This is a genomic window from Pseudomonas sp. DR 5-09 (assembly GCF_001655595.1).
Classification (GTDB): Bacteria; Pseudomonadota; Gammaproteobacteria; order Pseudomonadales; family Pseudomonadaceae; genus Aquipseudomonas; species Aquipseudomonas pharyngis.
Map to the genome: position 1 here is coordinate 4,645,979 of NZ_CP011566.1, position 18,489 is coordinate 4,664,467.

Annotated in this window: 20 protein-coding genes; 4 read left to right on the plus strand and 16 right to left on the minus strand. The window is 61.1% G+C overall.

The genetic code is table 11. The features are described from left to right. Nucleotides 1-3: 3 nt before the first annotated feature. The gene (locus PDR5_RS20750; protein ID WP_064598508.1) at nt 4-993 is read right to left on the minus strand and encodes a 2-dehydro-3-deoxygalactonokinase; all 990 of its coding nucleotides are present in this window, start codon (nt 991-993) and stop codon (nt 4-6) included. Nucleotides 994-1,185: 192 nt separating this feature from the next. Continuing rightward, a complete protein-coding gene (locus PDR5_RS20755; RefSeq protein WP_039770630.1) occupies nt 1,186-1,668 on the minus strand; it encodes a GNAT family N-acetyltransferase in 483 nt (160 codons plus the stop codon). A 117-nt stretch (nt 1,669-1,785) separates the two neighbouring features. Between PDR5_RS20755 and PDR5_RS20760 the strand changes: the two genes are divergently transcribed. The 4 genes from PDR5_RS20760 to PDR5_RS20775 all read left to right on the plus strand — a co-directional run bounded on the left by PDR5_RS20760 (nt 1,786) and on the right by PDR5_RS20775 (nt 3,650). Further along, on the plus strand, nt 1,786-2,448 hold the full coding sequence (locus tag PDR5_RS20760) for an HD domain-containing protein (protein ID WP_156669351.1): 663 nt from the start codon (nt 1,786-1,788) through the stop codon (nt 2,446-2,448). A gap of 82 nt (nt 2,449-2,530) precedes the next feature. After that, the gene (locus tag PDR5_RS20765; RefSeq protein ID WP_064598512.1) at nt 2,531-2,875 is read left to right on the plus strand and encodes a hypothetical protein; all 345 of its coding nucleotides are present in this window, start codon (nt 2,531-2,533) and stop codon (nt 2,873-2,875) included. Between the two features lie 52 nt (nt 2,876-2,927). Beyond that, nucleotides 2,928-3,182: a hypothetical protein gene (locus PDR5_RS20770; protein ID WP_011335416.1), complete on the plus strand. Its 255-nt coding sequence runs from the start codon at nt 2,928-2,930 to the stop codon at nt 3,180-3,182. Between the two features lie 87 nt (nt 3,183-3,269). Beyond that, the gene (locus PDR5_RS20775) at nt 3,270-3,650 is read left to right on the plus strand and encodes a Rho termination factor N-terminal domain-containing protein (protein WP_064598514.1); all 381 of its coding nucleotides are present in this window, start codon (nt 3,270-3,272) and stop codon (nt 3,648-3,650) included. 60 nt (nt 3,651-3,710) lie between these two features. On the opposite strand, the gene PDR5_RS20780 is transcribed toward PDR5_RS20775, so the two are convergent. From PDR5_RS20780 to PDR5_RS20845, 14 genes are all read right to left on the minus strand, one after another. Further along, nucleotides 3,711-4,640 carry a PfkB family carbohydrate kinase gene (locus PDR5_RS20780; protein ID WP_064598516.1) on the minus strand — a complete coding sequence of 310 codons (930 nt, stop codon included), beginning with the start codon at nt 4,638-4,640 and terminating at the stop codon, nt 3,711-3,713. Further along, nucleotides 4,633-6,099, minus strand: a complete 1,467-nt coding sequence (locus PDR5_RS20785; protein ID WP_064598523.1) for a purine-cytosine permease family protein — start codon at nt 6,097-6,099, stop codon at nt 4,633-4,635. The genes PDR5_RS20780 and PDR5_RS20785 overlap by 8 nt, the downstream gene beginning before the upstream one ends. Before the next feature lie 178 nt (nt 6,100-6,277). Beyond that, a complete protein-coding gene (locus PDR5_RS20790; protein WP_064595135.1) occupies nt 6,278-7,240 on the minus strand; it encodes an IS110 family transposase in 963 nt (320 codons plus the stop codon). 246 nt (nt 7,241-7,486) lie between these two features. Continuing rightward, nucleotides 7,487-8,485: an ADP-ribosylglycohydrolase family protein gene (locus PDR5_RS20795; RefSeq protein ID WP_064598525.1), complete on the minus strand. Its 999-nt coding sequence runs from the start codon at nt 8,483-8,485 to the stop codon at nt 7,487-7,489. Next, nucleotides 8,482-9,195: a GntR family transcriptional regulator gene (locus tag PDR5_RS20800; RefSeq protein WP_064598527.1), complete on the minus strand. Its 714-nt coding sequence runs from the start codon at nt 9,193-9,195 to the stop codon at nt 8,482-8,484. The genes PDR5_RS20795 and PDR5_RS20800 overlap by 4 nt, the downstream gene beginning before the upstream one ends. 297 nt (nt 9,196-9,492) lie before the next feature. Continuing rightward, complete coding sequence (gene araH / locus PDR5_RS20805) at nt 9,493-10,461, minus strand: L-arabinose ABC transporter permease AraH (RefSeq protein WP_011335422.1); 969 nt, start codon at nt 10,459-10,461, stop codon at nt 9,493-9,495. Between the two features lie 12 nt (nt 10,462-10,473). Further along, nucleotides 10,474-12,018 (minus strand): L-arabinose ABC transporter ATP-binding protein AraG, encoded by a 1,545-nt coding sequence (araG, locus tag PDR5_RS20810; RefSeq protein WP_064598529.1) that lies wholly within the window; start codon nt 12,016-12,018, stop codon nt 10,474-10,476. Between the two features lie 56 nt (nt 12,019-12,074). Then, nucleotides 12,075-13,079 (minus strand): substrate-binding domain-containing protein, encoded by a 1,005-nt coding sequence (locus PDR5_RS20815; RefSeq protein ID WP_064598531.1) that lies wholly within the window; start codon nt 13,077-13,079, stop codon nt 12,075-12,077. 144 nt (nt 13,080-13,223) lie between these two features. Then, on the minus strand, nt 13,224-14,042 hold the full coding sequence (locus PDR5_RS20820; RefSeq protein ID WP_064598533.1) for an SDR family oxidoreductase: 819 nt from the start codon (nt 14,040-14,042) through the stop codon (nt 13,224-13,226). Between the two features lie 270 nt (nt 14,043-14,312). Next, entirely contained in the window at nt 14,313-15,188 is an 876-nt protein-coding gene (locus PDR5_RS20825; protein WP_064598535.1) for an SMP-30/gluconolactonase/LRE family protein, read from the minus strand. A gap of 25 nt (nt 15,189-15,213) precedes the next feature. Next, nucleotides 15,214-15,930, minus strand: coding sequence for a FadR/GntR family transcriptional regulator (locus tag PDR5_RS20830; protein WP_007950814.1), 717 nt, complete (start codon nt 15,928-15,930; stop codon nt 15,214-15,216). A gap of 101 nt (nt 15,931-16,031) precedes the next feature. After that, a complete protein-coding gene (locus PDR5_RS20835) occupies nt 16,032-16,592 on the minus strand; it encodes a DUF1285 domain-containing protein (protein WP_064598537.1) in 561 nt (186 codons plus the stop codon). A gap of 15 nt (nt 16,593-16,607) precedes the next feature. After that, nucleotides 16,608-17,213 carry a DUF4823 domain-containing protein gene (locus tag PDR5_RS20840; protein WP_064598539.1) on the minus strand — a complete coding sequence of 202 codons (606 nt, stop codon included), beginning with the start codon at nt 17,211-17,213 and terminating at the stop codon, nt 16,608-16,610. Nucleotides 17,214-17,382: 169 nt separating this feature from the next. Continuing rightward, complete coding sequence (locus PDR5_RS20845; protein ID WP_064383475.1) at nt 17,383-18,351, minus strand: GTP 3',8-cyclase MoaA; 969 nt, start codon at nt 18,349-18,351, stop codon at nt 17,383-17,385. Nucleotides 18,352-18,489 lie beyond the last annotated feature (138 nt).

The following is an 18,489-nucleotide window of genomic DNA, read 5'->3' on the forward strand; positions in this document are numbered from 1 at the left end:
GGGTTAACGGGATGAGGAATCGATCAGTCCGGCGGCGAGCGCCAGTTGCCACAGACCACGCTCGGTGGCTTGCTCGGCCAGGGTCACCCGGGCGAAACCGCAGGCGTCGAGGGCCCGGCTGTAACGGGCGCACAACTGCGCGTTGCCGATGAGGATGATCGAAGGAAGATGTTTGCTGTTGCGCCGGCGTCGTTGTACGGCGGCCAATGCTGTCAGCTCATGGCCGATCAGCAGGCCGGACAGATAGTCCGGTTGCGCGGTGGCACTGAGTTCGCCGGTCAGGCCCAGGCTGCGGGCGCTGAACAGGGTCGACAGCACGCCGATCTCGCCTTCTGCCGACAACGCCACCTGCACGCCGCGATCGAAGGCCTCGGCGTCGAACGTCGCGCTGTGCTGTTGGGTACGGCCGAGAATGCTGTGGTCACTGAGTACGGCGAACACTTCGCCGGTCATGAAGGTGTCGAAGCGGGTGATGCAGCCATCGGCCACTTCCACCCATTTCGAATGACTGCCGGGCAGGCCGATCAGCAGATCATTGCCCGCCTCGACCGGCAGATTCTGCAGGACGCCGAGGACCTGGGTTTCCTCGCCGCGCATCACGTTCGGCAGCGTCGAACGCTGAATCACACCCGGCACGATGTGCACATCGACACCGCGAATACTGCGAACGGTTTGCAGGGATTTTCCGAGATCGGCGACGTTAGCCGGCGTATCGCGGTAAGACGCCTCGCGCCAGCCCTGGGCGCTGCCAACCATGCCGCAGGCAATCACCGGCAAGCCGGGTTGCGCGTCGAGCCAGTCGCCGCACGCCTCGTCGAACGCCAGTTCAAAACCCTCGGCGCATTCGCGACCGTTGATGACCCGTGGCGTCTTCGGCAACTGCATGATCCCGAACGACAGCGAACGCTGCGCCAGCACCTGTCCGCCCGCCGCGAGTTTGTAAGCACGTAGTGAGGTCGTCCCCCAATCGAGCGCGATCAATTGCGCCAGCATCGCTTCACCTGTTTTGTTATTGGCAGTGAGTGAGCTGGACTATAAACCTGAGCGCGGATAAATCTCAATATATAAATATCACTCCCATATTGTGGGACGAAGGCAAAAAAAGATCGCAGCCTTCGACAGCTCCTGCAGGGGTATCGACTTTCTCTGCAGTAGCTGCCGAAGGCTGCGATCTTTTACGTCGGCTCAGTTGCCCTCGGCAAACTCCCGCAATACCTTGCCATCCATGCGGTAACGCACCCACTCTTCCTGCGGCTGGGCACCAAGGGATTTGTAGAATTCGATGGCCGGGGTGTTCCAGTCCAGCACGCTCCATTCGAAGCGGCCGCAGTCGTTGGCGCAGGCGATTTTCGCGAGGTGGCGCAGCAGGGTTTTACCGGCGCCACCGCCCCGTTGTTCCGGGGTGATGTAGAGGTCTTCGAGGTACAGGCAGTTGCTGCCCAGCCAGGTCGAATAGCTGAAGAAGAACACCGCAAAACCGATTGGCAAGCCGTCGCGCAGGCAGATCAGGCCATGGGCCGTGGCGCCTTCGCTGAACAGGCTGCGTTCGATGTCGGCAACACTGGCGATGACTTCGTGACGGGCCTTTTCGAAGTCTGCAAGTTCAGTGATGAACGCGAGGATTTGCGGTGCATCGCTGGGGGTCGCCGGGCGGATTTCGATCGTCATGGACGGGCCTTGTCGGAAAAAGGAAAACGCCATACTAAGGCGCCGCGCGGCGCTCGTCACATGGCAAAGCAAACACTACCCTCCCACAGGGATTTTTGACTGGTCTGAAGGATTTTCATGAACGCATTCGAACCACTGGCCTCACTCGCCGCCGAACTGCTGCCCCACGCGCTGGAACCGTCGGAAGACGGCGCTCATGATCTGTCGCATCTGCAACGGGTCTGGCACAACGCGCGCACCTTGCAGGCCGACGAAGGCGGCGACCTTGAAGTGCTGCTCGCGGCCGTGCTGCTGCACGATTGTGTGGCGGTGGAAAAGAACTCGCCGCTGCGCTCACAGGCATCGCGTCTGGCCGCGGAAAAAGCCTCGAAGGTGCTGGCGAACATGCATTGGCCCGAAGCCAAAATCGACGCCGTCACCCACGCCATCGAGGCCCACAGCTTTTCCGCCAACATCGCCCCGCTCACCCTCGAAGCGCGACTGGTGCAGGACGCCGACCGTCTCGACTCCCTCGGCATGCTCGGCGTCGCCCGCACCTTTTACACCGCCGGACGCATGGGCAGCGCGCTGTACGACCCGCAAGATCCCGAGGCCCGGGAAAGGGACTACGACGACAAGCGATTCTGCCTCGACCATTTCCAGACCAAACTGCTGCACCTTGCCGACGGCTTCCAGACCGTTGCCGGTCAACGTCTGGCACAGCTCCGTCATCGACGCTTGAAAGGTTTCATGGACCAATTCAAGGAAGAGATCGGCCTCGAAAGCGCTCAGCCCTTCTGAACCGTTCGTCGATCATCAGGCACCAATCTTTCACTAGGGCAGACCAAAAGGAGGTAAGGATTTCAATCACTGGAGACACCCTATGATCTCGTCAAGGTTGACTGCGCTCGTATTCGCTACCCTCCTCAGCCCGGCGGTATTCGCCGCCTCGACTACCGCCGCCGGTACCGGGCCGACCGATCCGGTTACCCAGCCAAGAGCACCCGCCATCAACAGTGCCCCCGGTATGAATACCGACGGTTCCGGTGTACCGCTGATCAATCAGCCACCCGCCACCGGAACCGATCCTCGCACCCAGGGCAGCGATCCCGGACGCCAGGGCGGCATGAACACCCCTGACTCTCCGGCTGCCCCGGACAACGCCGGTCCCGGCGTCGGCTCGAAAACCACCACGGGTGGTTCGGGCTCTGAAGGCGCAGGACAGTGATCCGTGCTTCATCCACGCAACGTGTCTTATCCACTTCCCTGAAGAGGTAACCATGAACGTCGATAAAAACCTGGAAAAAGAAGTCCTCACCCGCCTGTTGCATGCCCACCCAAGCGGCCTCGGCAAAGAGGTGCTGGACAATTATCGCGGCGAGAAAGTCGTGGCCAGTGCCCTCGCCGCATTGCAGGAGCGTGGACTGATTCACCACGGACACATCACTTGCAATGAAGCGGGAGAGCATTCGCTGAATCTGCCGATCAAGCTCAGCGCTGCGGGTGTGGAAGCGGCGCGTAAACTCGATACCTGACGCTTGCGGTCACTGGCGCAGGGAGTGGTTGAATGCGCCGCCTGCGCCAGACATGCAGAGATTCATCCAACCACCAGGAGACTCGCCATGCCTCGTGGAAGCAAAGCCAAATACACTGAAGAACAGAAGCGCAAAGCCGAACACATCGAAGACAGCTATCAGAACAAAGGGATGTCCAAGGACGAAGCCGAGGCCCGCGCTTGGGCGACAGTGAACAAACAGTCCGGCGGCGGCGAGAAGGCCGGAGGTTCCGGGCGTCGGAAACCGGCCAGTGCCAAGGCCGAGGATCGCAAGGAATCAGCGCGGCGCGCGGCGGTGAGTCGTGAGGGACATTCGCGCGACAGCAAGGCTTCCCGCGAAGTGCAGACTTTCGACAGCCTGAGGAAGGAGGCCCGGGAGCGGAAAATCCCCGGGCGTTCGTCGATGCGTAAGGATGAGTTGATTGCGGCGTTGCGCAGAGCCGGCTAGGTCCAGACTGGATGTAACGGCTGAAGGCCTTATCGCTGGCAAGCCAGCGATTGCGATCGTTCAGTCAGTGCATTTTTTGCTGATCAGCACATCAACCTCGGCAGTGCCAGGAGCGGTCGCCGGGCCCCAGCGAGTGACCGCTAACGCAGCCGCAGCGTTGGCGCGCCTTGCGGCTTCGTGAGCGGCCAGTCCTTGCGCCAGTCCAGCGACGAACACGCCGGCATGCGCATCGCCCGCGCCGTTGCTGTCCACTGCCTGCACCTTGAAACCTGGCACATGCTGACGTTCACCGCGCTGATGAATCCAGCAACCCTGCGGACCGTCGCGCACGACCATCAGCACCTCCGGCGGCAGGTGCACGGTCAAGCGGTCCAGCGCGGTTTCGATGTCCGCCGCGCCAGTGAAACGCAGCGCCTCGACGCTGTTGCTGGTCCACACATCGATGCGCGGCAGCAACGCCTGCATCATCGGTGAGTCCGGCGATTCCACCAGCGGGCCCGGGTCGAACACCACATTGATCGTCTTCGGCAGCGCCAGAGTCCAGTCCAGCAACGCCTGGGCCTTGCCGCTGTGCAGCAGGCTGTAGCCGCTGACGTAGACATAGTCCCCCGCTTCGGCGGCAACGCTGTTCAGTTCCGTCTCCGTCACTTCACCTTCAGCGCCGATGTAGGAAATGAAACTGCGCTCGGCGGACGCATCGGTCAGCGCCACGCAGATGCCGGTGTCACGCTCTGCAGGTTGATCGATGCCGATGCAAATGCCTTCGGCGTTCATCGCCTGCCGCGCCAGATCACCGAAACGACCATTGCCGTGGCGACCCAGATAGACCACCGGCAAGCCGTTACGCGCGGCGGCAGCCATCACATTGAAGCCGCCGCCGGCTTCGAAACTGGCGGACTGCGCCAGCACGTCGCCGCCGATTTGCGGCAGCGCATCCACGGCCATGACCAGGTCGATGATGACCTGGCCGGTGTGCAACATCTTAGGCATGAGCATTCTCGGATTGCGCAGCGCGGCGATCTCTCGCCCCGCCGAGTACGAAGTAAATGCCGCCGGCGACCACGAACGTCACGATCCAGCCGAGGCCGTTGTGGCCCAGCCACGAGTCGGACAGGAAGCCCTTGAACCAGACGTTCTCGGCGGTGGTGCCGATGGTGGTGAAACTGAAACCCAGCACGATGGCAATCGCCCACGCACCGAATGCGCGCCACTCGATGCCGCCGTTGTACCAATAGGCGCTGCTCGGGCTGACGTCGAGCAGGTCTTTCGGGCTGTAGTAGTGACGGTGAATCAGGTCGACCACGAAGATCCCGACCCACGCGGTGATCGGCACCGCCAGCAGGGAAATGAAGGTAATGAACGGGCCGTAGAAACTGTCGGCGATCAGCATGAAGTAGATCGAACCGGCGAAGATCGCCACGATGTCGACCACCACCGCGTACACGCGCTTGACCTTCAGGCCGAGGGTCAGCGTGGTCAAACCGGCGGAGTACACCGACAGGTTGTTCGACAGCAGCAGACCGCCGAACGCGGTGATCAGATACGGCACGGCCATCCAGGTCGGCAGCATGTCGCGGATCGCCACGATCGGATCAGTCGCCGATGCCAGGTCGTTGTTGCCCACCGAGAGCAGGCCGCCGAGGGTGATCAGCAGCACCAGCGGAATCCCCGCGCCGAACGCCGCCGAAGCCACCAGGCGCACGGCTTTGACGCTGCGATGCTGATAGCGCGACATGTCGGCGCCGGCATTCGCCCAGCCGATCCCGGTGCCGGCGGCCATGGTGCCGATGCCGATGATCATCGCGCTGATCGGCGCCGGCGTGGCGTTGAACACCGCGCTCCAGTCGATGGTCGCGCAGAGGAAGCCGCCCACCAGAATGTTCAGCGCACCGAACACGTAGGTGGCCCACTTCTGGATCACCAGCAACGTGGCGTGGCCGAGGCCGGATACCGACAGGGTCAGCAGCACGAAAATCGCGATGAAGATCAGGGTCAGCACCGGCGCGCTTTTGGCTTCCACCGGCGAGCCGAACAGGATAGAGCAAAGCGACAGCAGCACGAACGCGGCGGTGGTGGTGTTGACGGTTTCCCAGCCCAGGCGCGACATCAGCGACACCAGCGTCGGGCCGATATTGCCGCGTACACCGAAGATTGCCCGCGACAAAGTCAGACTCGGCGCACGACCGCGACGGCCAGCAATCGAGATGATCCCCACCACCGCGAACGAACCGGCAGCGCCGAGGATCGCGACGATGATCGCCTGCCAGATCGCCAGGCCGCGAAACGCAACCAGCGTGGCGCCCAGCGGCAGGCCGAGGATGGAAATGTTGGCCGCGAACCAGACCCAGAACAGTTGCAGTGGATGGCCGTTGCACTCGCCTTCCGGCACCGGTTCGATGCCCCGGGTTTCCAGTTGCCCGGCGCTTTGTCCGGCGTTCGATGAACTCATGAAAAATGCTCCTGTTTGCCTTTATTGTGGTTGTGGCAATGACGCAGAACGACAAGACATCCCGCCCCTTCCTGGGCCTGTCTGCGCGATCCATTGCGGGTGAATATTCAGGGTTTGTGGTGCGTCCATCGCGAGCAGGCTCGCTCCCACAGGGATAACGCCTTACTTGTGGGAGATTCTATGTTGCAGGGGAACCCTGCAACCTTAAATTCGGTTGGTATTCGCTCTGGTTTTTCATGAGGGCGAATGCCACCCGGCAAAGCTTGCGGGCGAGGATGACCAAGGCTTGGGTTCTGGCTAGACCTCTTGCCAGATAGGAATCATAGAACGGTTTCCAGACAGGGGACCGACAAGCTGCCATAGCTGCATTGTGTGCAAGACGCCGTAATTCCCCGTCACCTTTTTTGCTCAAGTGGCGAGGACTGTGTTTCTTGCCTGAGTCCTTTGCCTTCAAGTCCATTCCCAGAAATGCGATGAACGCATCGGCGCTGGCGAACTCACCTCGCATATATGTAGTTGCCAGGCCCGTTGCCGTGAGTTCACCAACTCCTTCAATCGCTTTGCAGCGTCTGATGTTTTCACTAATTCCGGCTTCTTGGCTGACTTTACGAAGCAACTCCTGAATGGCCTGATCCAGCTGTTTGAAATGCTTCAACCCATCGGCCAAAAGATCTTCAAGAAGAGGTTCGGTTGACCAGCTCAGCTTGATACTGACTCGGACCTTCATCAGCTGTGCACGCTTGTTAAGCAGACTTTTCAACACTGTGTAGTGCCGCGGTGGTGGGTTCCAGACCCGCAGCCGATGCTGTTCACTGGTTAGATAACGTGCCAGAAGACGTGCGTCACAAGGGTCGGTTTTTGCACGCTGACCGATGCTTTCGCGGTAATGGCTCACCCGGTAAGGGTCCACGATGTAAACCCGATGCCCCATACCATGGGCCAGTTCGGCCGTGTCCAGGTGGTAGAGATTAGTGGCTTCCAGGGCGATTGAGCTTTGGGTGGGCAGGGTCTTCAGCCAATGACCTACAGATGTGCGGTCGTTGTTGATGGCCTGGATGATTTTCAGATCTTCGCGATAAACGACGATTTCGGCCTTGGCCACATCGACACCAATCACCGTTGGCGAGGTAAGGATTGTCATGACGAATCCTCGGAGCTAGGGTTTAAGAGCTTGTCGGGGTCTACCGTAGCGCTGGCTTGCCTCTATCGTCGGTTTTACCGATGAATTCCTTATCGGCGCTTTAGGTAGAAAGGGCGGGACGAGAAGTCTCCCACGGTCCGTACTGGCTAGAGTCGGAATCGAGCTTTTAGTCCCGCCCACCCCTTCAAGTCTAAACATACAAGCGAGCTTGCTCCGGGCGGCGATCCGACGATGGCGTCAGTTCAATCAACGCAAGGCCAACAGCCCTGTCACCAACGGTTCCAGCTCCAGACCATTGACGGCCTTCACCGTCTCGATCATCGGCGCCGGCCAGCTCTGCAGGCCCAGGCAGGCCCCGAGCATGGCGCCGAGAATCGCGGCGATGGTGTCAGTGTCGCCACCGAGGCTCGCCGCCATGCACAGCGCATCGAACGGCGTCATTTCACCAACCGCGACTTGCTGCGCGAGGGCGAACGACACCACCACCGACTCCTGCGAGGCCACCGAGGTGCCGATCACGTCGTACAGCAGATCCGCGAGCAACACCGGGTCGCTCTCGACACTGATACTGCGCGCCCAACTGATCCGCGAGGCGATGCGCCCGCCGGCCACCCAGTGTCCGTGCGATTCTGCTTGCTGGGCGATCTGCTGGCCGAGGTTCAGCGCCTCGCCCAGATCCAGACCGTTGATGCCGGCCGAGACCACCGCCGCCACCGCCGCCGCGCTGGAAATCCCCAGCGTGGTGTTGTGAGTGACCTGACAGGCCTGCACCACCGCCGCAATGAAGCGCTCGGGGTCGGCGACATCCGCCGCGATGCCCACCGGGGTGATGCGCATCGCGGCGCCGTTGGTGGTGCCGTAGCGCCCGGCCTCTTCCGGCGAGTGGCCGGCGAGGATCATTTCGATCGCACGCTTGGTCGACGGGCCAAGCAAGTCCTGCGAGCCCTTGGCCTGCATCTCGGCTTCCCATTCGATCAACCGTTGCGCGAGCACCGCCGGTTCGATCCGGCCCTTGCCTGCGACCAGCAACTCGCCGACCAGAATCGCCTGTTCGGTGTCATCGGTGATCGAGCCCTTGGGCATGTTCGCGGCAATCGGTTGCAAGGGGCCGGCGTCCTGCAGATCGGTGATCTGGCCGAAGCGCTGCTTGATGGTTTCGCGATTCAGGGATTGGGTCGGCATGCCCAGCGCGTCGCCCAGGGCCAAGCCGTAAAACGCGCCCAGGGCACGGTCGAGGGCGGTCATTTCGATTCTCCAAATTGCAGGTGCAGACGGAAATGCACCGGGTCGAGCAGGCTTTCGACCTGTTCCATGAAACGGTTCTGCCGGTCGTAGGTGGTTCGCAGCGCCTTGAGGAACACCGTGCCTTCGGGGCGGCCGAGCAGTTCGGCGTCCACGGCGTTGAGCGGTTCGGCGCCGATCCACTGATCGCCGCGCTCGCCGATGTAACCGTAGGCGGCCAGGGTGATGGTCAGGGAGTTATCGATCAGGCCCACTCGCGGCAGGCTTTCCAGGCCTCCGCTGGCGGGCATCAGAGAGCGTTCAAGGGACACCGCCGTGCCATCGTTGGAACGGCGGCGACGTTCAAGAAGAATGAATTGATCGGAGCCGAAACGCGCAAGCAGATCCGCACGGGTCACGGCTTCCAGGCGCAGCACGTCGGTATTGATCATCGCCCCGCTGTCAGCCAGGGCCTGGGCCCAGCCGCTGCGCTGGTCGAGCACCACCCCGTCAAACGTGACGATGGAGCCGACCCCGCTTTGCGTGGCGATGTATTTGCGCCGTTTCAGTTCGGCCAGCGCTTCGCGCAACGTGCCACGGCTGACGTTGAATTCCTGAGCCAACTGATGCTCGCCGGGCAACAGAAAGCCGTCCTCCATGAGGCCGCTTTCGATGCGTCGGACGAGCTCGTCGACCACCCGTTGTTTCTTGTCAAATCGTACCTGTCTAATCATGTACAAAGTGATAACCGAAACGGGTTGGGGCGGGCAAGGGATATTTTGGGTGGGGTGACGGAAGGCGGGAAGATCAAGAGCGCCCTCATCGGAACGCCGCCCGCCTAGCCCTCTCCCGGAGGGAGAGGGAACTGAATGGGGGATATTCGGGAGGTACGTCGACGTGAAAAGGCTTTGCCGAATCCATAATCGACTGGATTCTTCAGGTCAATGTAGAGCCCAAGACACCTCGGTCGGCTCCCTCTCCCTCCGGGAGAGGGCTGGGCGGGCGGCGTTCCGATGAGGGAGCTTTTGATCTCAGCGCTGTTTCAAACGGTCAATGACAACAGCCAACAGCAGAATCGACCCACGAATCACATACTGATAAAACGTGTCGATATTCTTCAGGTTCATCGCATTCTCGATAATCGCCAGAATCAGAACCCCGGCAATCACATGCCGGATCATCCCGATCCCGCCACTCAGCGACACCCCGCCCAGCACGCAAGCCGAAATCACCGTCAGCTCAAACCCTTGGCCAATCATCGGCTGACCCGACGTCATCCGCGATGCCAGAATCACCCCCGCCAACGCACCAATCACGCCATGCACCGCGAAGATGATGATCTTGGTGCGATCAACATTCACCCCCGCCAGCAACGCCGCTTCCTGGTTGCCACCGATGGCCATGGTGTTGCGCCCGTAGGTCGTGTAGTTCAGCAGCCAGCCGAAAAACAGGAAGCAGACGATGGTGATCAGAATCGGCACCGGTACGCCGAACAACTGGCCATTACCAAAGACGAAGAACGACTCCTGCGAGACGCCCACCGCTTTGCCGTTGGCAAAGATGTAAGCCAGGCCACGGACGATCTGCATGGTCGCCAGCGTCGTGATCAACGCGTTGACCCGCAACTTGGCGATCACGATGCCGTTGATCAAGCCGACGATCAGGCCCATCACCAGCGCCGCGCTGACGCCGAGAAACACGCTGTTGGTGTCGCGCATCACCACCGCCGCCACCACCCCGGCGCAGGCGATTACCGAGCCCACCGACAAGTCGAAATGCCCCGACGCCAGGCAATACAACATGGTGCACGCGGCAATCCCGGTGGTGGAAATCGCCAGGCCCAGGCCACGCATGTTCAGCGGCGAGAGGAAGTTGTCGATCAGCAGGGTGCAGGCGACAAAAATGCCCACCGCCGCCAGCAGCATCACCCAGTCATCGAGGAAGCGCCGCATATCCAGAGGTTTGCGCTCGGTCGGCAGGGTTTCGTTTTGGGTTGTCATCATAGTCACCTCTCAGTTCGCCACGCCGTCAGCGCGGTGGCGCGGCAAAGCCAGTTGCAGCAGGTTGGATTCGTTGGCCTGGTCGCGGCTGACTTCGCCACGCAGGGCGCCCTCGCACAGCACCAGAATGCGGTCGGAAATACCCATGACTTCCATCAGATCGCTGGACACCACGATCACCGAAATACCGTCGGCGGCCAGGTTATGGATGATCTGGTAGATCTCAGCCTTGGCACCGATGTCGATGCCCCGGGTCGGCTCGTCGAGCAGCAGCACTTTCATCGGCATCGACAGCCAGCGGCCGAGAATGGCTTTCTGCTGATTGCCGCCGGACAGGAACTTGATCTGTTGCCCGGCGTGTGGAGTTTTCACCTTCAGGGCCTTGATCTGTTTCTCGGCGTTGCCTTTTTCCCAGATTCCGCGCAGCAGGCAGCCGAGACCGGAATGCGCACCGCGCGCACTGATGTTGATGTTCTCGGCGACGCTGGCGAGCGGGATGATGCCTTCCTTCTTGCGGTCTTCCGGGCACAGCAGAATCCCGGCGGCAATCGCATCGCGGGGTGAACGCAGCTTCAGTTCATGACCGCGCAATTCCAGGCGTCCGGCGGTGTTGCGCTCCAGACCGCTGAGCAGCCGGAACAGCTCGGTGCGCCCGGCCCCGACCAGTCCGAACAGGCCCAGAATCTCGCCTTTGTGCGCATCGAAACTGATCGGCTCGCGCAGGCCCGGGCCGAGCAAGCCATCGACTCTCAGCGCCACAGCACCGCGCGGGCGACCGCGATAATCGTAGATGTCCTGAATGTCGCGCCCGACCATGCAGGTCACCAGTTGATCGTGGGTCAGCTGGCTCATGTCCTCGAAAGTGCGCACGTAGCGACCATCCTTGAACACCGTCACCGCGTCGCAGATGCGGAATACTTCTTCCATGCGATGGGAGACGTAGAGCACCACTTTGCCCTCGTCGCGCAGCCGGCCGATGATCGCCATCAAACGGTCGATTTCCCGCGCCGAGAGGCTGCTGGTCGGTTCGTCAAAAGCAATCACATGGGCGCCACGGGACAGCGCCTTGGCGATTTCCACCAATTGCCGCTGGCCGAGGGACAGGCGTCCGACTTTCGTCTGCGGGTCGATTTCATCGGCCAGGCCTTTGAGGCAGGTCAAGGCTTGTTGGCGTAGCGCGCCGCGATTGATCAGGCCGAAGCTGGCCGGCAGGTGACCGAGGAACAGGTTCTCGGCCACGGTCATTTCCGGCACCAGATGCAACTCCTGGTGAATCACCGCCACGCCGCTGCCGATGCTGTCGGCGGTGGACTTGAACGCCATCGTCCGCTCGCCGATCTGCAGCTCGCCGCTGCTCGGGATATAGGCGCCGCCGAGGATTTTCAGCAGGGTCGATTTGCCGGCGCCGTTCTCGCCCATCAAGGCGTGAACCTGCCCGGGGTGAGCGACGAAACTGATGCCGTCCAGCGCCCTCACGCCCGGGAAGGTCTTGCCGATCCCGTTGAAACGCAGGCTACCGCTGGCACTGTGTTCTTGTGTCTGTACTTGCGCGTGCATTTAAGCCACCTCATCACACCGTTCAAGCGGCCCGGCTGCCCGGGCCGCCGCTGCCGTCAGTTCCACAGGCCGATCTTCTCCAGCTCCTGCTTGAAGTTGTCGCGGGTGATCAGGGTGACGTCGTCCATCGCGGTGTACTTCGGCGGTTCCTTGCCGGTGGTGACCCACTCGTACATCATCTCGGCGGTCTTGTAGCCTTCGATGTGCGGGCTCGGCAGCATCGAACCGTAGAAGCCGCTGTTAGGCTTTTTCAATTCGCCGATGGCGTCGGTGCCGTTGATGCCGATGCCGATCACATTGGCCGCGGCAAACCCGGCGGCTTCGGTGGCGCGTACGCCGCCGAGCACGGTGTTGTCGTTCATGCCGCCGATGATCAGGTTCTTCGCCGCACTTGGCAGCTTGACCAGCGCCGAGTTGGTGGCGTCCATGCTGCCCGGCACGTCGAGGGTTTTCAGGGCGGCAGTCAAAATGTGATCTTTCGGCATGCCGGCATCTTCCAGCGCCTTCATCGAGCCGTCGGTGCGCTTCTTGCCGGTGTCGAGTTCGTTGTAGGTGTTGACCACCGCGTAGGTGTCTTTCCAGTCCCAGTTACGCTTTTTCGCTTCGGCGGCCATGGCGGCGCCCTGCTTCTGGCCGACTTCGAAGGCGGCCATGCCGAGGTACGGCACGTCCTCCATGAATTTGCCATTGGCATCGACGAAGCGGTCGTCGACAGCGATCACTTTCAGGTCATTGAGCTTGGCCTTGGCCATGATCGCCGGGCCGAGGGACACGTCCGGCGGGCAGATGACGAAGCCCTTGGCGCCGTTGGCCGCGAGGCTGTCGATGGCGGAGAGGGTTTTCTCGCCGTCTGGCACGGCGATCTTGATCAGCTCGAAGCCTTTGTCCTTGGCGGCTTTCTCGGCGAAGGCCCATTCAGTCTGGAACCACGGCTCTTCGGCCTGCTTGACCAGGAAGCCGATCTTCACCGGATCGGCGGCCAGCAGCGAACTGCTCAGGCTGAACGCAGTAACCGCCAGCGCGGTACTGCACAGGGTACGAATCCCGAAACGACGTTTCATAAGCAGACTCCTTGTTATTTTTCTTGAGCGTTATTTGAAAAACGTTAAAGCGGTCGAAGCGTTTCCTGCGAATCATGACGACAATAGTCATATCGTATGATGATTGAATTTCAGGCGGACCTTTCCGCCTGAAATCCGCTTTTCTCAGTCGTGGTACATCACCGAGCGACCACCATCGATGGTGATGCAAGAGGCATTGATGAACGGCGCTTCATCGCTGGCCAGAAACACGGCGGTCATCGCCACTTCAATCGGCTGGCCGATGCGTTTCGGTGGATGCAGATCGAAAGCGCGCTGGCGTTCGGCGTGCGGGTCGGCAAAGCCGTTCCAGTAATCGACGTTGAGTTGGGTTTCGATGTAGCCCGGTGCAATCGCATTGACCCGAATACCCTTCGGCGCGTACTCGATGCCCAGCGCTCGGGTCAGCCCGAGCAAGCCGTGCTTGGCCACCGGGTACGGAAAGCAGCCGGGAATTATGTTCGTGGAATGGGTCGACGCAATGTTGATGATGCTGCCGATGCCTTGCTCGATCATCTGCGGCAATACGGCCTTGCAGCCATACCAGGCGCCGTCGAGGTCGATGGCGAAGCAGCGTTTCCAGTCTTCTTCGGTCATTTCCAGCGGATCGCGGAACACATTGATCCCGGCGCAATTCACCAGCACGTCGATGCGGCCGTGCAGCTCGATGGCCAGTTTGGCCATGGCGTGCAGATCCTGCTGACGCGAGACGTCGGCCTTGATCGCCTGCACATCGGCGCCCTGCTCGCGCCAGTGCGCGGCGACTTTCTCGACCTTTTCAGCCTGGATATCGCTGATCACCAGTTTGGCCTGCTGCGAGGCGAAGGTCGCGACGATTGCTTCGCCGATGCCTTGGGCGGCGCCGGTCAGCAGCACGACCTTGTTTTTCAGGCGCTCACCTTTCGGTGGCTCGGGCACCGGTGGCAAGGATAGTGGTTCAGCCATGAATCAGGACTCCTGTTCGAAAGCATAAAAAAACCGGGCATCTGACGATGTCCGGTCTGGAAGGCTTGTGGAACAAGACAGGCGAGCGCACGCCGCGGCACCGAGACGGCCCGAAGCGCTGACTCCGCTATGGAGTGCGATGGAAATTCGCTGCATCACTTCACCTGTTTTGTTCTTTTTAAGTGTGAGTGCGTGTTACTGCTGGGACCGACTATAAACCCGACCGCCAAATAATCTCAATATATAATTTTGCATCCCATATTTTGGGATTTAACTGGCAAATCGCGTGCAGAGCTTTCCGGCGACATCCACTTGCAGCGACAGTACGGCGCCGTCCAGCGGATGATTCAGCGGACTTTTGGCGCTGGTGATGTACAGGGTTTTCAAGTCTGCGCCGCCGAACACGCAACTGGTGGGGCGACTGATCGGCAGGTCGATCTTGCGATCGATCTGGCCATCCGGGGTCAGGCGCAGCAGGCAGCTGCCGTCCCAGCGGGCGTTCCACACGTAGCCTTCGGCGTCCATCGCCGAACCGTCCGGGCCGCCGTGCTGATCGGCGCTGTACCAGGGCTGGGCGGTGTCGAGGTTGCCGTCGGTGTGAATAAAATAGCGATACAAGGTGCTGTCGAGGCTGTCGCCGAACAACAAAGTCGTGCCGTCGTCGCTCCAGAGCAGCGTGTTGGGAATGCCCAGGCCGCGCAGCAATGGCGTGACCCTTTTATCCGGATCAACGCGGAACAGCCCGCCGGAACGACGGGTGATCGGCAGATCCTCGCCCTGCTCGCCAATGTTGTTTTGCATGGTGCCGAGCCACAAGCGGCCCTGGCCGTCGCAACGTGCCTCGTTGGCGCGGTTGCCCGGTTGCGGGTCGGCGACGCAGAACAGCGTCAGTCGCGGCTCAAGTCCGGGGGAATCCAGATCGAGCCGATAGACGCCGCTGCTCAGGGTCACCAGCGCGTCGCCGCTGGCGCAGGGAATGAACGCCGAGACGTGCTCCGGCATCTGCCAGATCTGCACGTTCTGCCCGATCAGCCGCAGCGTCTGCCTGCCGGCGATGTCCACCCAGTACAGCGCCTGGGTTGGTGCGTCCCAGAACGGGCCTTCGCCCAGTTGCGCCCGATGTTCTGTCACCGCAGTCCACGTCATGCAACCTCCTGTCTTGTTGTTTTTGTCAGCTGGCTTTTTTGTCGGCCATCACCTGCGGGTAAAACCGCTTGATGGCCAGGTCGGCATTGTCGATCAGGGTCATGCAGGCCCACACCCCGCGCGCGGCATCCCGGGCGGCAATAGCGTCGGCCATGTCTTTGTGGATAGGCAAAGTGCGGCGCAATTCGTCGGGGTCAGCCGCGGACACTTCGAAGGAAACGGCAAGCAGCGCGCCGAGGGCCGGCACCATTTGTTCGATGAATTGATTGTGGCTGGCGGCGAGAATGCATTCGTGGAAGAACTGGTCGGCACGGTTGTAATCGATGCCGCTGTCCACTGCCCGCTCGAGTGCGTTGTAGGCCTGCTGCACGGCTTGCACCTGTTCGACGGTCGCCCGCTCGCAGGCCCAGCGCACCGCCATCGGTTCGATGGTACGGCGCAGGTCGAGCAGGTCATCGACGAAATTTTCCGGCAAGCCGCTGCGTGACAACCAGCCCACCACTTGCGGATCGAACAGGTTCCAGCGCTTGATCGGCAGCACCCGCGTGCCGACCTTCGGCCCGACTTCGAGCATGCCTTTGGCAACCAGGGTCTTGATGGCTTCGCGGATCACGGTGCGACTGACGCCGAGCTGCTCGCCCAGATCGGCCTCGACCTTGATCGCCTGCCCCGGCTTCACTTGGCCGGCAGCAATCCAGGCGCCCAGCCAGTCAACCGTTGATGCGTGAAAACTGCTCGACATGGACACCCCGAAGCCGTTTGCTGTGGGTGCCTACGCTAATCATCATACGATTGAGAGTCAACGACAAAAAACCGCAGCCTGCTTTCACAGACTGCGGTTTTTTAAGGTTCGAGGCCGATGCGGAAGAACTCGCCACCGCTCCAGACGCCGAGCCAGCGCTGGCCATCGATTTCACGGCTCACTGCCAGCTCCACCAACTGGTAGAACACGTTGCGGTGGATCAGCGCTTCGAGATTGGTGCGGACATGCACGTAAGGCGCAGGTTCTTGCGTCGCTGGATCGATCTCGACCCGGATCGGATGCTCCGGGCCGGCTTCCGTTGTTTCATCGACGTTGGTGGTAAAGCGCAGCAGTTGCGCCTCACCCTCGCCTTCCACCTCGACGGCAATCGCCACGAATGGCGCGTCATCGACCTTGATCCCGACCTTCTCGACCGGAGTGATCAGGAAATAGTCATCGCCATCGCGGCGGATGATGGTGGAGAACAGTTTGACCATCGGCTTTCGCCCGATCGGCGTACCCAGGTAATACCAGGTGCCGTCACGGGCGATGCGCATGTCGATATCGCCGCAGAAATCCGGGTTCCACAAGTGCACCGGCGGCATGCCTTTGGTTTTGGGGATTTGCCCCAGCAGGTCATTGGCTTTTTGCGGGCCACTCATGGCGTACTCCTTGAATTACTGGTCCCCGACGCCCAGCAGGCTGCGCGCGTACTGCGCCAGCGGCGGGCCGATCAGGTCTTCGGGCTTGTTGTCGTGGAACGTCAGTAAACCGCCACGACTCTTGATCCGCGCAGTATCAATCAAATACTGGGTGCTGGTCTCGATCAACATGATCTGAATCACGCCGCCGTCGATACCGAGGCGATCCACGGCTTCCTCATCCAGCCATTCATCGGAGTTGCCGATGCGGTCGTCGGCCTTAGCGAAACGGGTGTACAGCAAGTAGTGGGCACCGGCGTCGCGGGCTTCGCCCATCGCCTGGTCGAGGCCTTCCGGCGCACGGGCGCGGCGGACCATCGGGAAGTATTCGACGAAGCCTTTGAAGGCCTCTTCGGCCACTACGTTGGGGCGTGGGTAAGAACCACCCGGCGGCGCGAACGAGCCTTGCGCGATGTAGATAAACGAATCCGGCTGAATGCGGAAATTGTTCACGCGACGGCTGTCGCTGTGGTCCAGCAGACCCGCGTCGCTCATCTGGTAGCGAGTCCCTTCGGCCATGTCACTGACAGTCATACAGCCGCCCAGCGCCAAAACGGCCAGCAGCAAAACCAGGCTACGCATCCTAATCCTCCAGAAGCCGGTGACGGAAAACCGGCGAATGGCCGTAGGATGCAGCTTTTGCGCCACCTCCAGATCTTCGTCGTTTTTTCGATCGTAATCGCGAGCAGGCTCGCTTCCACAGGGAGATAGCATTTACCTGTGGGAGCGAGCCTGCTCGCGATGAGGATTTTCAGCCGCCGATGATCTTCATGACGGTCGCGCCGCCGGAGAACGCGACTTCCTGCTTGTCGCCCAACGCCTTGACCAGCAGTCGTTGCAACGCCGGCAGCGCCTCGTGGCGCGGCTTGTCGAGCAGGTCACCGACGTAGTGGCGGTTGCTCGACGACAGGCAGCCATGCAGCCATCCGGTGGACGACAGGCGCAGGCGCGAACAGGTTCGGCAGAACGGCACGCTTTCGTTGGCGATCACGCCGAAATTACCCAAACCGGGAATCGCATAGCGAACCGCCGTGGCATCCACCGGCGCGTCGGTTTGCGCGTACTCGTAATGTTCGCCGATCAGGCTCAGCAGCTGTTGCAGGCTGACGAACTGCTGCAGGAAGGCGTTGGAATCAGTGGCCAGGTGGCCCATGCGCATCAGCTCGATGAAGCGCAGTTCAAAGCCGCGTTCAAGGCAGTAATCGAGCAACGGCATCACCTGGTCGAGGTTCTGCCCGCGCAACGGCACCATGTTGACCTTGATCTTCATCCCCGCCGCTGCGGCCTGATCCATGCCATCCAGCACGGTGGCCAGATCGCCGCCACGGGCGATGCTGCGGAACGCGCCGGCGTCCAGGGTATCGAGGGAAACGTTGAGGCGTCGCAGGCCGGCATCGACCAGCAACGGAAGTTTTTTCGCCAGGAGCTGGCCGTTGGTGGTCAGGCTGATGTCTTCCAGGCCCATCCTGCCGACGGCGCTCATGAAAGATTCGAGCTTGGGGCTGACCAGCGGCTCGCCGCCGGTGATGCGCAGGCGCTCGATGCCCGCGGCTTCGATCAGATAGGCTACGCCACGCGCCATGGCCTCGGCCGACAGTTCATCCTGCGCAGCCACCAACCGCTTGCCGTTGGGCACGCAGTAGGTACAGGCGTAATTGCAGGCTGAAGTCAGACTGATCCGCAAATTGCGAAAACGCCTGCCTTGACGGTCAACGATCATGAAGCACTCCGGCGATGGAAAATCGAGCGGCTAAAACTTGACTCACAATTCAAGTTTTAGCAAGCCCTATGCCTGAGTATATTCCTGCGGTACTGCGCCATGTAGCGAAAAACATGGCGCATAAGGCAACTGAATGAT

Coding starts and splice junctions, on each gene's coding strand:
- PDR5_RS20845 (WP_064383475.1), bottom strand. CDS start 18,351: ATGATCGTTGACCGTCAAGGCAGGCGTTTTCGCAATTTGCGGATCAGT.
- PDR5_RS20830 (WP_007950814.1), bottom strand. CDS start 15,930: ATGTCGAGCAGTTTTCACGCATCAACGGTTGACTGGCTGGGCGCCTGG.
- PDR5_RS20840 (WP_064598539.1), bottom strand. CDS start 17,213: ATGCGTAGCCTGGTTTTGCTGCTGGCCGTTTTGGCGCTGGGCGGCTGT.
- PDR5_RS20825 (WP_064598535.1), bottom strand. CDS start 15,188: ATGACGTGGACTGCGGTGACAGAACATCGGGCGCAACTGGGCGAAGGC.
- PDR5_RS20750 (WP_064598508.1), bottom strand. CDS start 993: ATGCTGGCGCAATTGATCGCGCTCGATTGGGGGACGACCTCACTACGT.
- PDR5_RS20785 (WP_064598523.1), bottom strand. CDS start 6,099: ATGAGTTCATCGAACGCCGGACAAAGCGCCGGGCAACTGGAAACCCGG.
- PDR5_RS20775 (WP_064598514.1), top strand. CDS start 3,270: ATGCCTCGTGGAAGCAAAGCCAAATACACTGAAGAACAGAAGCGCAAA.
- PDR5_RS20765 (WP_064598512.1), top strand. CDS start 2,531: ATGATCTCGTCAAGGTTGACTGCGCTCGTATTCGCTACCCTCCTCAGC.
- PDR5_RS20760 (WP_156669351.1), top strand. CDS start 1,786: ATGAACGCATTCGAACCACTGGCCTCACTCGCCGCCGAACTGCTGCCC.
- araH (WP_011335422.1), bottom strand. CDS start 10,461: ATGACAACCCAAAACGAAACCCTGCCGACCGAGCGCAAACCTCTGGAT.
- PDR5_RS20835 (WP_064598537.1), bottom strand. CDS start 16,592: ATGAGTGGCCCGCAAAAAGCCAATGACCTGCTGGGGCAAATCCCCAAA.
- PDR5_RS20820 (WP_064598533.1), bottom strand. CDS start 14,042: ATGGCTGAACCACTATCCTTGCCACCGGTGCCCGAGCCACCGAAAGGT.
- PDR5_RS20790 (WP_064595135.1), bottom strand. CDS start 7,240: ATGACAATCCTTACCTCGCCAACGGTGATTGGTGTCGATGTGGCCAAG.
- araG (WP_064598529.1), bottom strand. CDS start 12,018: ATGCACGCGCAAGTACAGACACAAGAACACAGTGCCAGCGGTAGCCTG.
- PDR5_RS20795 (WP_064598525.1), bottom strand. CDS start 8,485: ATGACCGCCCTCGACCGTGCCCTGGGCGCGTTTTACGGCTTGGCCCTG.
- PDR5_RS20755 (WP_039770630.1), bottom strand. CDS start 1,668: ATGACGATCGAAATCCGCCCGGCGACCCCCAGCGATGCACCGCAAATC.
- PDR5_RS20780 (WP_064598516.1), bottom strand. CDS start 4,640: ATGCCTAAGATGTTGCACACCGGCCAGGTCATCATCGACCTGGTCATG.
- PDR5_RS20815 (WP_064598531.1), bottom strand. CDS start 13,079: ATGAAACGTCGTTTCGGGATTCGTACCCTGTGCAGTACCGCGCTGGCG.
- PDR5_RS20770 (WP_011335416.1), top strand. CDS start 2,928: ATGAACGTCGATAAAAACCTGGAAAAAGAAGTCCTCACCCGCCTGTTG.
- PDR5_RS20800 (WP_064598527.1), bottom strand. CDS start 9,195: ATGATTAGACAGGTACGATTTGACAAGAAACAACGGGTGGTCGACGAG.